Origin of the sequence: Micromonospora sp. NPDC005206, assembly GCF_040608175.1 — a bacterium.
Lineage (GTDB): Bacteria > Actinomycetota > Actinomycetes > Mycobacteriales > Micromonosporaceae > Micromonospora.
Genome location: NZ_JBEXHU010000002.1, coordinates 122,101 through 136,137, shown reverse-complemented (window position 1 = coordinate 136,137; position 14,037 = coordinate 122,101). Strand labels below are relative to the sequence as shown.

Annotated in this window: 8 protein-coding genes; 3 read left to right on the top strand and 5 right to left on the bottom strand. The window is 73.3% G+C overall.

Features of this window, described 5'->3' with window-relative positions; translation table 11 throughout:
- Positions 1-16: 16 nt before the first annotated feature.
- Positions 17-859 (top strand): NAD(+) diphosphatase, encoded by an 843-nt coding sequence (gene nudC / locus ABZU69_RS02785; protein ID WP_354962697.1) that lies wholly within the window; start codon positions 17-19, stop codon positions 857-859.
- A 43-nt stretch (positions 860-902) separates the two neighbouring features.
- Here nudC and ABZU69_RS02780 read toward each other — a convergent pair whose 3' ends face one another.
- From ABZU69_RS02780 to mfd, 4 genes are all read right to left on the bottom strand, one after another.
- Positions 903-2,522 (bottom strand): DUF885 domain-containing protein, encoded by a 1,620-nt coding sequence (locus ABZU69_RS02780; protein ID WP_354962696.1) that lies wholly within the window; start codon positions 2,520-2,522, stop codon positions 903-905.
- A 96-nt stretch (positions 2,523-2,618) separates the two neighbouring features.
- On the bottom strand, positions 2,619-3,626 hold the full coding sequence (locus ABZU69_RS02775) for a nucleoside triphosphate pyrophosphohydrolase (RefSeq protein WP_354962695.1): 1,008 nt from the start codon (positions 3,624-3,626) through the stop codon (positions 2,619-2,621).
- A 2-nt stretch (positions 3,627-3,628) separates the two neighbouring features.
- Positions 3,629-4,402: a hypothetical protein gene (locus tag ABZU69_RS02770; protein WP_354962694.1), complete on the bottom strand. Its 774-nt coding sequence runs from the start codon at positions 4,400-4,402 to the stop codon at positions 3,629-3,631.
- 127 nt (positions 4,403-4,529) lie between these two features.
- Positions 4,530-8,168 (bottom strand): transcription-repair coupling factor, encoded by a 3,639-nt coding sequence (gene mfd, locus ABZU69_RS02765; protein WP_354962693.1) that lies wholly within the window; start codon positions 8,166-8,168, stop codon positions 4,530-4,532.
- A gap of 607 nt (positions 8,169-8,775) precedes the next feature.
- Here mfd and ABZU69_RS02760 point away from each other — a divergent pair.
- Positions 8,776-9,690 carry a cyclase family protein gene (locus tag ABZU69_RS02760; RefSeq protein ID WP_354962692.1) on the top strand — a complete coding sequence of 305 codons (915 nt, stop codon included), beginning with the start codon at positions 8,776-8,778 and terminating at the stop codon, positions 9,688-9,690.
- 235 nt (positions 9,691-9,925) lie between these two features.
- Here ABZU69_RS02760 and ABZU69_RS02755 read toward each other — a convergent pair whose 3' ends face one another.
- Entirely contained in the window at positions 9,926-10,966 is a 1,041-nt protein-coding gene (locus ABZU69_RS02755; protein ID WP_354962691.1) for a S66 peptidase family protein, read from the bottom strand.
- Between the two features lie 232 nt (positions 10,967-11,198).
- Between ABZU69_RS02755 and ppc the strand changes: the two genes are divergently transcribed.
- The gene (gene ppc / locus ABZU69_RS02750) at positions 11,199-13,985 is read left to right on the top strand and encodes a phosphoenolpyruvate carboxylase (protein ID WP_354962690.1); all 2,787 of its coding nucleotides are present in this window, start codon (positions 11,199-11,201) and stop codon (positions 13,983-13,985) included.
- The last annotated feature ends 52 nt before the right edge of the window (positions 13,986-14,037 follow it).

The window sequence follows — 14,037 nt, the reverse complement described above, 5'->3', positions numbered from 1 at the left end:
TCCGGCCGTCGGGTCCGTGCCAATCGCGCGGCGCACCGGGTTCCAGCCGGGCGCCGACCTCGGCCGCCCGCCCGAGCCCACCGACCTGGCCCTGCCGGTGCTCGGGGCGAAGCTGCTGACCACCGCCGACGGGACGGTGGCCCGGGTCGCCGATCTGCCCGCCGAGACCCCGTGGGTGCCGTTGGGCACCCTCGATCGGGTGCCCGCGTGGGCGACCGACCTGGCCACGGCCGACGGGATCCCCGGCCGGGCGCGTGGCTGGGCGTCGCTCGCCGCCGAGGTGCCCGAGCCGCTCGCCACGCTGGCCGGGCGGGCGTTGGCCGTGGTCACCTGGCGGCGTACCCACCGGTGGTGCGGCGCCTGCCGTGCCGAGCTGACGGACCAGCCCGGCGAGACCGCCCGGCGCTGCCCCGGCTGCGGCCTGTACGTGCCGATGCAGCTCTCCGCCGCGGTGCTGGTCGCGATCACCCGGGCCGGTCCGGCCGGCGGCGCCGACGAGCTGCTGCTGGTCCGGCACGCCACCGGGCCGACCGGGTTGTGGGCACTGGTGGCCGGCTTCGTCGAGGCCGGTGAGACCCTGGAGGCGGCGGTGCACCGGGAGGTCGCCGAGGAGGTCGGGCTCAGCGTCGACCGGCTGGCCTACTTCGGCAGCCAGCCGTGGGCGGTCTCCGGCCCCGGGGTGCTGCTCGCCGGCTTCACCGCCCGTGCCGCCGACCCGCACGCCGCGCCGGTCGTCGACGGGCGCGAGCTGACCCAGGCCCGCTGGTTCGGCCTGGACGCGCTGCCGGCGGAGCTGCCGCCCGCGTACTCCATCTCGCGCTGGCTGATCGACGCGACGGTGACCGCCGGACGGCGGTGACCGGCGCGACCGCGACCGACCGGCGAGCCCCGACCGGGGCGGGTCAGACGCCGAGCAGGGAGCGCAGGTGGCGCGGGGGCGGGCAGTCGTGGGCGAGCATCGCGTCGTGCCAGTCACGCACCGACACCCCGTGCGGGCGGGCCCTGGCGATCTCGGCCACCTCGCTGTACCCGACAAAGTAGGTGGAGAGCTGGGTGGACGTGAGCAGCGACCGACGCCACTTGCCGGCCGCCTCGCCCTCCTCCTGGAAGCCGCGCCCGGTCATCAGCGCCATCGCCTCGGCCTCGGGCAGGTCCTCGGCGTGCACCAACTGGTCGAGCAGCGCGTTGATGGTCATCCGCAGCTGCATCTTGAGCTGCTGCAACCGCACCGGCAGGCCGCCGAAGCCGAGCCCGGCCATCAGCTCCTCGGCGTACACGGCCCAGCCCTCGATGAACGGACCCGACTCGGCCAGCGCCCGGACCCGGGTGCCACCGACGTAGCGGCGGGCGTGGGCGAGCTGGAGGAAGTGCCCGGGCATCGCCTCGTGCACCGTCAGGTTGCGGATCATGTGATCGTTGTATTCGCGGTAGAACGACTCGACCCGGTGCGCCGGCCAGTCCGCCGGCGTGGGCGCGATGCAGTAGAACGTCGGCAGCGCCGCGGTCTCCAACGGGCCGGGCGAGTCGCAGTACGCCACCGCGACACCCCGGGCGAACTCCGGCATCTCCTGGATCACGCATCGGTCGTCGACCAGCGTGACCAGATCGTGCGCGCGGACGAAGTCGGTCGCCTCGTCCAGGGTCACCCCGGCCAGCTCGACGATGGTCCGGTCGTCCGGGTGCTCGGCCGCGAGCAGGTCCAGCGCCCGGCGTACCGTCGCGTCGTCGGCCCGGCCGCCGACCAGCTCGACGGACGCCTCGCGGATCTCCGCGGTGACCCGGTCCAGGTTGGCCCAGGCGCGGCGCTGGATCTCGGCGGCGCCCAGCTCGGTGTCGAGGGTGTGCCAGAGCCGGGCCTCCCAACGGCGGCGGCCCAGGCGAGGGTCACGGCCGGGGCCGCCGTCGGCGGCGAGGCCCATGCGCAGCCAGGCGACGAACTCCTCCAGCGCGGCGATCGCCGCGGTGGCCGCCGGCTCCACCCGGTCGAGGCTGCCGGGCGCCTGGGCGAGCAGGGGCGGCAGCTCGTCGCGGATCAGCGCGGCCGTGCCGGTGAACTGCCCGACCGCCGTCTCGGCGTGGATCCGCGGCATGTCCCGCAGCGTCGCGCGGGCGGTGGCGAGGGCGTCCGGTACGGCGGCGAGCCGACCGGCCAGGTGGTTCAGCCGCACCTCGGCCGAGGCGTACGGGCGGGCCAGCAGCGGATGCAGCAGCGGGCCGGGGTTGTGGTGCAGCGGGTCCCACTCGTGCGCGCGGATCTCGGTCAGCTCGAACAGCTCCCGGTCCACGAACGAGGTGAGCAGCGCGTGGTCCACCTGCTCCTCGACGTCGAGCGAGTCGGGGTCCAGTTCGGACAGTGCGTTCGCCGCGTCGGAGAGCATCGCCTGATCGCCGGCTATCGCCCCGGCGGACCGATCCGGCAGCCGGTCGTCGAACCGGTGGTCCCCCGCCGCGGTCGCGACCCCCGGCCGCGTCTCCAGCAACGCCTCGACGACCCGCTCCGCCAAAACCCCAAACGCTTCCACCCCCCGACCCTATCGACCGCCCCTCGGCCAGCCGTGTTGATCAAGAGGTTTGCGTCAGGATCCGGCCCGGAGCTGACGCAAACCTCTTGATCAACGTCAGTCCGCGGGTGGAGTGGGTGCAGTGGGTGGGGTGGTGGTGCGCTCAGCGGCGCGGACCGCCTCGGCGTAGGCGAGGGTGGTACGGCGGAGGGCGGCCTCCGGGTTCAGGTCGGCCTGGCGGGCCGCCGCGACGGTGGCCAGGAGGCTCGCGCCCAGTCGGGCCTCCGCGTCCACCTGGGAGTCGGCCAGCGGCGGCGGGACGGCCAGCCCGACCCGGGCGGCTCGGTCCAGGATCGTCGCGGCCAGGGCGAGGGCGGGCTGGCTCAGCGCCACGCCGTCCAGCACCGAGTCGCGCGCCTTCTCGGCCCGCTTGATGCGCTCCCAGTTGGCGGTGATCTCCTCCAGCGTGCCCGCCTCCGCACCGGCGAAGACGTGCGGATTGCGCCGGATCATCTTGTCGACCAGGCCACCCGCCACGTCGTCGACGTTCCACCGCTCGCCCTCGGGCAACTCCTCGGCGAGCCGGGCGTGCAACACCACCTGAAGCAGCACGTCGCCCAACTCCTCGCGCAGCGCGTCCGTGTCGCCGGCGCTGATCGCGTCGTACGCCTCGTAGCTCTCCTCCAGCAGATAACCGGCGAGGCTGCGGTGCGTCTGCGCCCGCTTCCACGGGTCGCCGCCCGGCGAGGCCAGGCGGTCCAGCACGGCCACCGCGTCCAGCAGCCGGGCACCCGGCGGATCCCACGAGCCGTACATCAGCTCCAACTCGGCCAACCCCGGCTCCCGCGCCAGCCGCAGGCCCAACTCCCGGGCCAGCGACTCGTCGCCGGCCGGCCCGGCCAGCCACACCGCGGCGCCGTGCGCCGCCACCGTGTCCAGCAGCGGCTGCGTCGCCGGGCCGTCCACGACGGTGACCGCCGCGCCCGCCTGGCGCACGGCCGTGGCCAGCTCGCTCTCCGCGCCGGTCAACACCGGATGCTGGCGTACGACATCCCAGGCGGCGGAGGTCAGCAGACCGGCCGGCAGCCGGGGCGAGGTGACCAGCAGGACGATCCGTGCCGTCATGCTCAGCTGGCCGTGCCCTCGGCCTCCGGAGTCTCGGTCGACGGGACCGACTCCGGAGTGGAGATGTCCGTGACCGCGTCGGAGCCCGGCTCACCCAGCGGCACACTCACCGCGGGGGCGTTGTTAGGGAAGGTGAGCAGCGGAAACTCCAGCGGACGGTACCGCGGGCTGACCGTGACGTCGTAACGATCGACCGCCTCGCCCAGGGCCTTCCGGGTGGCCAACGCGCCCCGCAGTTGGTCGCCGTCAAGCTGACTGGCGGCCTCCTGGTCGGTCACCTGGGCCGGGATCGTGCCCGCCTTGCGGCCCGCCGCCACCACCGCGGCCAGCTCCTGCTCGGTCGGCGCGACCGACTCGCCGACCGGCACCCCGGACAGGCAGGTGTAGAGCTCGGTCATCCGCCGCACGTAACCGGTGTCCGGCGAGAGGCCGAGCTGCTGGGCGACCTGGTCGACCGCGATCTGGCCGCGCGGCTGGTAGTTCTCCTCGGCGGAGACCTGCTCGCACACCTTGGCCAGCACCAGCACGCTTGCCACCTGCGCCGAATCGGGCAGCGGCGGCTTCTCCACCGGAGGCTGGTCGCCGGTGGTCGGCGTCGCCGACGCGCTCGGCGTCGGGTTCTTCGTCCGCAGGTCGCTCATCGCGGCGGTGAGCGCGTCCTCCGTGATGCGGAAGTCACCGACGTAGGCGGCGACACCCGGCTCGGCACGGCAACCGGAGAGGACGACGAGGCCGACCGCCACGCTGGCGACGGCGAGAAGACGGCGAGCACGCATGACGGTCACTCTCTCACGGCAGGACACGTCGCTGTGACGCCCCCCACCTCCGCGCACCCGCGACCGGGTGCGCCTGCTCGACACGCCCCCGCGCCACGGGCCGCCGCTCGACGCACGCGGCACCGGCTCAGGCGGTCGCCCCCGCCGTGACGGCCGGGGCGCCGAGTACGTCGGAGAGGAGCTGGGCGCACCACTCCAGCAGAGCCTGGTCGCGCAGCGGCTCGCCACCGACCCGACGCGTGCTCGGCCGGGGCACACTCACCTGGTCGGTGGCCTGCTTGTAGACCGCGTCCGGGTGGTAGCGCTTGAGCCGCAGCTGCTTCGAGTCGGGCAGCGGCAGCGGCCCGAACCGGACGTGCTTGCCCTGCATCGACACGTCGGCCAAGCCGTACCGGCGGGCCAGCAGGCGGAACCGGGCCACCGCGACCAGGTTCTGCACCGGGGCCGGTGGCTCGCCGTACCGGTCGGTCATCTCGGCGACCACCTCGCGCAGCCGCTCCTCGTCGCGCGCCTCGGCGAGCTTGCGGTACATCTCCAACCGCAGGCGCTCCACCCCCACGTAGTCGTGCGGCAGGTGCGCGTCGACCGGCAGGTCGATCTTGACGTCGGCCTCCTCCTCCGGCCGCTCGCCCTTGAACGCCGAGACCGCCTCGCCGACCATCCGCACGTACAGATCGAAGCCGACACCCTCGATGTGCCCGGACTGCTCGCCGCCGAGCAGGTTGCCGGCGCCCCGGATCTCCAGGTCCTTCATCGCCACGTACATGCCGGCGCCCAGCTCGGTGTGCTGGGCGATGGTCGCCAACCGCTCGTGGGCGTGCTCGGTGAGCGGCTTCTCCGGCGGGTAGAGGAAGTACGCGTACGCCCGCTCCCGGCCCCGGCCGACCCGGCCACGGATCTGGTGCAGCTGGGCCAGGCCGAGCAGGTCGGCCCGCTCCACGATCAGGGTGTTGGCGTTCGGGATGTCGATGCCGGACTCCACGATCGTGGTGCAGACCAGCACGTCGAACTCCTTCTCCCAGAAGCCGACCATGACCTTCTCCAGGGCCTCCTCGCCCATCTGGCCGTGCGCCACCGCGACCCGCGCCTCGGGCACGAGCTCACGCAGCCGCCGCGCCGCCCGGTCGATCGACTCGACCCGGTTGTGCAGGTAGAAGACCTGCCCGTCGCGGAGCAGCTCCCGGTGGATGGACGCGGCCACCTGCCGGTCGTCCTGCGCGCCCACGAAGGTGAGCACCGGGTGCCGCTCCTCCGGCGGGGTGGCGATGGTCGACATCTCCCGGATGCCGGTGATAGCCATCTCCAGGGTGCGCGGGATCGGGGTGGCCGACATGCTCAGCACGTCGACCGAGGCCCGCAGCGTCTTCAGGTGCTCCTTGTGCTCGACACCGAAGCGCTGCTCCTCATCGACGACCACCAGACCCAGCTGCTTGAACCGGGTGGCGGTCTGGAGCAGCCGGTGGGTGCCGATGACGATGTCGACCGTGCCGTCAGCGACCATCTCCAGCGTCCGCTCGGTCTCCTTCGGAGTCTGGAACCGGGACAGCTGCCGGATCTCCACCGGGAACTGGCTCATCCGCTCGGCGAACGTGTTGTAGTGCTGCTGCACCAGCAGCGTGGTCGGCACCAGCACCGCCACCTGCTTGCCGTCCTGTACCGCCTTGAACGCCGCCCGGACCGCGATCTCGGTCTTGCCGTAGCCGACATCACCGCAGATCAACCGGTCCATCGGGACGGTCTGCTCCATGTCCCGCTTGACCTCGTCGATCGCGGCGAGCTGATCCGGCGTCTCCTGCCAGGGGAAGGCGTCCTCCAGCTCCCGCTGCCACGGCGTGTCCGGGCCGAACGAGTGACCCTTGGACGCCTTGCGGGCGGCGTAGAGCTGGATCAGCTGCGCGGCGATCTCCCGGACCGCCTTGCGCGCCCGGGCCTTGGACTTCTGCCAGTCCGAGCCGCCCATCTTGTGCAGGGTCGGCTGCTCGCCGCCCACGTAACGGGAGAGCTGGTCCAGCTGGTCGGTCGGCACGAAGAGCCGGTCGCCGGGCTGGCCGCGCTTGCTGGCCGCGTACTCGATGACCAGGTATTCCCGGCTGGCGCCGTTGACGGTGCGCTGCACCAGCTCGACGTACCGGCCGATGCCGTGCTGCTCGTGCACCACGTGGTCGCCGGCCTTGAGCTCCAGCGGGTCAATCGTGTTGCGCCGCCGGCTCGGCATCTTGCGCATGTCCCGCGTGGAGGTGCCCCGACCCCCGGTGACGTCGTTGCCGGTGAGCAGCACGAAACGGGACGCCTCATCGACGAACCCGCTGCTCAGCGCACCGCAGGTGACCACCAGCTCGCCGGCGGCGGGGGCTGTCGGCATCTCCTCGGTGAGCCGGGCGCCCAGCCCGGCGTCGCGCAGCACCTCCACCGCCCGCTGGGCGGGACCGTGCCCCTCGAAGACCAGCGCGATCGACCAGCCCTCGCCGGCCCAGCGCTTGAGGTCGTCGACCACACGCGCGGTCTCACCGTGATAGAGCGGGGCCGGCTGAGCGGAGAGCGTCACCGCGATGGCGTCGTCCGGAGTGACCGCGGCCTGCTCCGGCGCGTCCTCCCAGGGCTGCCGGGTCTCGGCGGTCTCCGCCTCCAGGCCGAACGGGGACAGCGTCCACCACGGCTGGCCGAGCTTGCCGGCGGCGGCCCGCACCTCGGCCAGGGTGCGGAAGGCGGCGGCGCCGACATCCACCGGGGCCTGCCCGCCGACCGCCGCGGCGGCCCAGCTGGCCTGGAGGAACTCCTCCGAGGTACGCACCAGGTCGTGCGCCCGGGTGCGGATCCGCTCCGGGTCGCAGAGCAGCACGTGGGTGCCGGACGGCATGGCGTCCAGCAGCAGCTCCAGCGAGTCCGGGCCGACCAGCACCGGCGCCAGCGACTCCATCCCCTCCACCGGGATGCCCTCGGCCAGCTTGTCCAGGATCTCGGCCAGCTCCGGATGCTGCTCGGCGAGCGCGGCGGCCCGCTCACGGACCTGCGGAGTGAGCAACAGCTCCCGGCAGGGCGGCGCCCAGAGCAGCGGAACCTGCTCGATGGTCCGCTGGTCGGCGACGGCGAAGGTGCGGATCTCCTCCACCTCGTCGCCCCAGAACTCGACCCGGGAAGGATGCTCGTCGGTCGGCGGGAAGACGTCCAGGATGCCGCCACGCACCGCGAACTCGCCGCGCTTGGTGACCAGGTCGACCCGGGCGTACGCCATGTCGATCAGCCGGCGGGCGACCTCCTCCAGATCCGCCTCCTCGCCTGCGGCGAGCTGCACCGGCTCCAGGTCACCGAGCCCTTTGAGCTGCGGTTGGAGCAGCGAACGAACCGGGGCCACCACCACCCGCAGCGGCCCGGTGCTGCCGTGCGCGTCAGCCGACTCCGGGTGCGCCAGCCGGCGCAGCACGGCCAGCCGCCGGCCGACCGTGTCCGAACGCGGGGAGAGCCGCTCGTGCGGCAGCGTCTCCCACGACGGGAAGACCACCACCTGCTCCGCCGGCAGCAGCCCGCCCAGCGCGGCGGCCAGGTCATCGGCCTCACGGGTGGTGGCGGTCACCGCCAGCACCGGCCGCCCAGCCCCGCCACCGGGCCCGTCAGGGTCGGCCGCGACGGCGGCCACCGCGAACGGGCGCAGCGCCGGTGGAGCGGTGATGTCGAGGCCGTCGACCTGAGCGGCACCGGAGCGCGCCAGGTCACGCGCCCGGGCCAGCCCGGGGTCGGCCAGGGCGGCAGAGAACAGACCGGTGAGCATGTGATCACTTCCAGGGGAGTCGACGCACACGACGGCTGCCCCTCGTCCGGTCGGACGGGGGGTGCACGACAACCAGCCTATCCCCGTCCACCGACAGCCACCCCCTTCCGCCCAGGTCCATGCCCAAGCCCCGCGCCCCGCCCCCGCGGCCCGTGCCCCGCGCCCGCGCCCCGCGCCCCGCTCCCGCGGCCCGCGCCCCGCGCCCCGCTCCCGCGGCCCGTGCCCTGCGCCCTGCGCCCTGCGCCCTGCGCCCAAGATCCGCACAACTTCAGGGATGTAGTGGCGTCCGCGCGCCGGGAGACAACTATTTCCCTGAAGTTGTGTGGATCATCCCCCGTTGCCCGCGCTGCCCCCGCCACCTGCGCTGCCCCCGCCACCCCGCGCTGCCAGCTGCCCCCACTGCCCCGCTGCCCGCTGCCCGCGCTGCCGCGTCTGCCCCGGGCGGGCCATGTGCACGACCTGGCCTTGGCGCTGACCCGGCTCGGCGCCGCCACGGTCAGGCCGGCCGCCTGCCGACGGATCGCCGGTACCGACCGAACTGCACACCGTCCTAACGGACGGGGCGTTCGATCTTGACGGCGACCGGAGGCCGTGATCAGGTCTTGGTATGGGCGGGCAGTGGCGGGCACAGTTCGATGCTGAGGTGAGCTTCGCCAACGGCGGTGGGCTGCGCACCGAGGGGTTCCGGCTGGACATCCCGGGTCGAGAGATCACCGATCAGGACCTGGCGGCGTTGTTCGTCCGGCATCTCGGGCTGCTGATGGTCGCCGAGGTCCGGATCAGCGCGAAGACGATCATCGAGGAGCCGCACAAGGGTGGCCGTGGCGTCGCCGTCGGCGAAACCGGCCCCGGCCGCCGGCTGGTCGAGTTGAGCCACGTGATCAGCGACGGGATGACCACCCTGCCCGGCTGGCCCGGGCCGCGGATCGCCGACTGGCTCACGTTCGCGGCGTCGCGTGCGAACTATGCGCCGGGCACCGAGTTCCGGGTGGCTCGGATCGACATGATCGCCAACACCGGCACGTACCTGGACACCCCCGCACACCGCTGGAACGACGGCGAGGACCTGGCCGGGGTGCCGCTGGACCGGCTCGCCGACCTGCCCGGCGTGGTGGTCCGGGTGCCGGCCGGCACGCGGGCGGTGGACCGGTTGATGCTGGCCCCGTACGAGGTGGCCGGGCGCGCGGTGTTGCTGCACACGGGCTGGGATGCGCACTTCGGCACCGAGCGGTACGGCGCGCCGGAGGCGCCGCACCTGACCGGGGACGCCGCCCGGGCGCTGGTGGACGCTGGCGTGGCACTGGTCGGCATCGACTCGATCAACATCGACGACATGAGCCCGGCGGCCGGCGGTGAACGCCCCGCGCACAGCGCGCTGCTCGCCGCGGGCATCCCGATCGTGGAGCACCTGACCGGCCTGGACGCCCTGCCGCCGAACGGCTTCCGGTTCACCGCGGCGCCACCGAGGGTCGCCGGCATGGGCACCTTTCCAGTCCGCGCCTTCGCCATCATCGACGGCTGAGCGCGCGTCACACCGCACCGGACGCGGCGTCCGAGCCTCGGCCGCCCCGCCGAAAAGGCCGAGCCCCGCGCCCCGCGCCCCGAGCCCCGCGCCCCGCGCCCCGCGCCCCGCGCCCCGCGCCCAAGATCTACGCAACTTCAAGGAAGTAGTGGCCTCCGGTGCGCCGGGACACCACTACTTCCTGAGAGTTGCGAAAGCCAGCGGGCCAGCCGGGCAGCCGGGCAGCCGGACCGGGTCAGTAGCGGACCGCGATGCGTCGGGCCTCAGCGTCGACCAGGATCTCTCCGCCGTACGGGATGATCAGCTGCGGGTCGGTGTGCCCGAGGTCGACGTCGAAGACCAGCACCGCGTCGGGCGCGTACTCGGCGCAGGCCCGGGCCACCGCGGCCCGCTGGGCCGCCGCGTACGCCCGGCGTTCGTCGAGGGTGTGCGGCCGGTCGAAGTCCCATGCCTTGGCCCGTCCAACCAGCACCGCCGGGAAGCTGGCGAGCAGGCCGCGCTCCCCCAGGTTGCGCAGGATCCGGTACACCTCGGTGTCCGAGGGCAGTTCCTCGGAGGTCTCGATCAGCAGCACCGAGCCGGACAGCGACGCCGCCGGTGCCACCCGGTCGGCGGCGAGCAACCAGTTGAGCACCTCCAGGTTGCCGCCCCAGGTGCGTCCCCGGACCACGCGCGCCGGGCCCTGCCAGTGCCAGCCCTCGCCGGGCAGCATCACCGGCTCCTCGGCGAGCGTCGCCGGGTCCCGCCAGTCGCGCGGCTCGTCACCCCACTCGGCGGCCGGGGCGAGGTCGTACCAGTCGGTGGTGAAGAGCGCGGCGCGCAGCGAGTCGAAGGTCAGCGGGTGCGGTGCGCCCGGCCGGCCGAGGTGCACCAGCACCGAGCCGCCGTGGTAGGCCACGATCCCGAGCCGGTACAGGTGGTTGAGCACGTTGGTGTTGTCGGAGTACCCGAAGTAGGGCTTGGGGTTGGACCGCAGCACGTCGTCGTGTAGGTGCGGGGTGACGGTGATCAGGTCCTCGCCGCCGACGGTAGCGAGCACGGCGGTGATCGTCGGGTCGGCGAACGCGGCGGTCAGGTCACGAGCCCGGTCGCGCGGGTCGGCCCCCATCACCCGGGTGGTCGGGTACTCCACCGGCTCCAGACTGAACTCCTCGCGCAGCCGGCGCAGCCCCAACTCGTACACGTGGGGGAAGAGACCCGGCAGACCGGCGGAGGGTGAGACGATCGCGACCCGGTCGCCGGGCTTCGGTTTGGTGGGATATCGCGGCGCAGCCATGATCGAACGGTAGCGGTGGGGGCCAGCGGATTACCGCCCGGCGAAACGCCACGAGCAGGGCGAATCCGGCCCTGACCGACAAGACCAAGATCGCGGGCCGTTTAGGTGATCTCCGAGGTGTTCCGCGTCACGGCGCACCATTCGGAGAGCCCCTCCTGCCATCCGGCCCGGCGCGGATACCATCCAGGGAGTCGGACAGCGCTGTCCTTCGTACTCACGTAAGGAGCGCATCGTGACCGACCAGCACGACCACGACGGCCCGGACGCCGCGCTGCGCGCCGACATCCGCCGGCTCGGCACCCTCCTCGGGCAGACGCTCGCCCGCCAGGAGGGCCGACCACTGCTCGACCTCGTCGAGGAGATCCGCGCCCAGGTCCGCACCGACGCCCCGGCGGCCGCCCAGCGGCTCGGCGGGCTGGACGTGACCACCGGCACCAAGCTGGCCCGCGCCTTCTCCACCTACTTCCACCTGGCCAACATCACCGAGCAGGTGCACCGCGGCCGGGACCTGCGCCGCCGCCGCGCCGTGCAGGGCGGCTGGCTGGACCAGGCGGCCAAGATGATCGCCGAGCGCGGGGTGCCGGCGGAAGAGATCGCCGCCGCGGCCCGCCGGCTGGCGGTACGGCCGGTCTTCACCGCGCACCCCACCGAGGCGGCCCGCCGCTCGATTCTGTCCAAGCTGCGGGCCATCGCCGACGAACTGGACACCGAGACCGCCAACGCGATCCTCTACGGCGCCAGCGACGAGGGCCCGGCGAACCGGCGGCTGGCCGAGCTGCTGGACCTGATGTGGCAGACCGACGAGCTGCGGCTGGACCGGCCGGACCCGACCGACGAGGCCCGCAACGCGATCTACTACCTGCGTGACCTGTACGCCGAGGCCGCCCCCCAGGTGCTCGACGACCTGGCCGACACGCTGCGCACGCTCGGCGTGGAGACCTCGCCGACGGCCCGCCCGTTGAGCTTCGGCACCTGGATCGGCGGTGACCGGGACGGCAACCCCTTCGTCACCCCGGCGGTCACCCGCGAGGTGCTGACCATTCAGCACGAGCACGGCATCGCGGCCACCGAGAAGGCGATGGACCACCTGATCAACGAGGTGTCGGTCTCGCGCCGGTTGCGCGGGGTGTCACTGGACCTCTCCGCCAGCCTCGCCGCCGACCTGGACGCGCTGCCCGAGGTGGCACCCCGGTTCCGCCGGGTCAACGCCGAGGAGCCGTACCGGCTCAAGGCGCGCTGCGTGAAGGCGAAGCTGGCCAACACCCGGCAGCGGTTGCGCCAGGGCACCGCGCACGTGCCGGGCCGGGACTACCTGGGCTCCGCCGAGCTGATCGCCGACCTGGAGCTGCTGCGCGCCTCGCTGGCCCGTAACTCCGGGCAGCTCACCGCAGTCGGCCGGCTGGCCTCCACCATCCGGACGGTCTCCGCGTTCGGCCTGCACCTGGCCACCATGGACGTCCGGGAGCACGCCGAGGCACACCACGCGGTGCTCGCCCAGCTGTACGGTGCGGTCGGCGAGGTCTCCGACTATCCGGCGCTGAGCCGCCTGGAGCGCACCAAGCTGCTCGCCGACGAGCTGACCGGCCGCCGACCGCTGTCCACGCTGGACACTCCGCTGTCCGAGCCGGCCCGCAAGACGTTCGACGTGTTCGGCACCATCCGGGAGGCGCAGGACCGGTTCGGCACCGAGGTGATCGAGTCGTACATCATCTCGATGACCCTCGGCGTGGACGACGTGCTGGCCGCGGTGGTGCTGGCCCGCGAGGCCGGGCTGGTCGACGTGCACAGCGGGCGGGCCCGGATCGGGTTCGTGCCGCTGCTGGAGACCCCGGCCGAGCTGAACGCCGGCGGTGAACTTCTCGACGAACTGCTGTCGCTGCCCGCGTACCGGGCGCTGGTGGCCGCCCGGGGTGACGTGCAGGAGGTCATGCTCGGCTACTCGGACTCCAACAAGGAGGCTGGGATCACCACCAGCCAGTGGTCGATCCACCGGGCCCAGCGCGCGCTGCGCGACGTGGCCGCCCGGCACGGCGTGCACCTGCGGCTGTTCCACGGCCGGGGCGGCACGGTGGGTCGCGGTGGCGGGCCGACGCACGAGGCGATCCTGGCCCAGCCGTACGGCACGCTGGACGGCGCGATCAAGGTGACCGAGCAGGGCGAGGTGATCTCCGACAAGTACAGCCTGCCCTCGCTGGCCCGGGAGAACCTGGAGCTCACCCTCGCCGCGGTGCTCCAGGCGACGCTGCTGCACACCGGCCCCCGGCAGCCGGCGGAGATGCTCGAACGCTGGGACGCCGCCATGGACGTGGTTTCCGAGTCTGCGTACCGGTCGTACCGGTCGCTGGTCGAGGACCCGGACCTGCCGGCGTACTTCTGGGCGTCCACCCCCACCGAGCTGCTGGGCGCGCTGAACATCGGCTCCCGGCCGGCGAAGCGCCCGAACACCGGTGCCGGGCTGTCCGGGCTGCGGGCCATCCCGTGGGTGTTCGGGTGGACGCAGACGCGGCAGATCGTGCCGGGCTGGTTCGGCGTCGGCGCGGGGCTGGCCGCCGCCCGCGAGGCCGGCCTGGCGGACGTGCTGGCCGAGATGCACCGCAACTGGCACTTCTTCCGCACGTTCCTGTCGAACGTCGAGATGATGTTGACCAAGACCGACCTGAGCATCGCCCGCCGGTACGTCGAGACGCTGGTGCCGAAGAAGCTGCACCCGATCTTCGAGCAGATCGAGCAGGAGTACGAGCTGACCAAGCGGGAGGTGCTGGCGGTGACCGCCTCGCCCGCCCTGCTGGAGAACTCGCCGGTGCTCCAGCGCACCCTGGCCGTCCGCGACACCTACCTGGAGCCGCTGCACCACCTCCAGGTGGCGCTGCTGCGGCAGTACCGGGAGTCCGGTGCCGCCGGACGGGCGGTGGCCACCGCGCCGGGCGGCCGACGCGCACCGAGCGACGGCACGGCCCTGGAACGGGCACTGCTCACCACGGTGAACGGCATCGCCGCCGGAATGCGCAACACGGGCTGAGCGACGGCACAACGAAACAGGCCCCGGTCCTTCGACCGGGGCCTGTTCGCGT

Coding starts and splice junctions, on each gene's coding strand:
- ABZU69_RS02770 (WP_354962694.1), bottom strand. CDS start 4,402: ATGCGTGCTCGCCGTCTTCTCGCCGTCGCCAGCGTGGCGGTCGGCCTC.
- ABZU69_RS02755 (WP_354962691.1), bottom strand. CDS start 10,966: ATGGCTGCGCCGCGATATCCCACCAAACCGAAGCCCGGCGACCGGGTC.
- mfd (WP_354962693.1), bottom strand. CDS start 8,168: ATGCTCACCGGTCTGTTCTCTGCCGCCCTGGCCGACCCCGGGCTGGCC.
- ABZU69_RS02775 (WP_354962695.1), bottom strand. CDS start 3,626: ATGACGGCACGGATCGTCCTGCTGGTCACCTCGCCCCGGCTGCCGGCC.
- ABZU69_RS02760 (WP_354962692.1), top strand. CDS start 8,776: ATGGGCGGGCAGTGGCGGGCACAGTTCGATGCTGAGGTGAGCTTCGCC.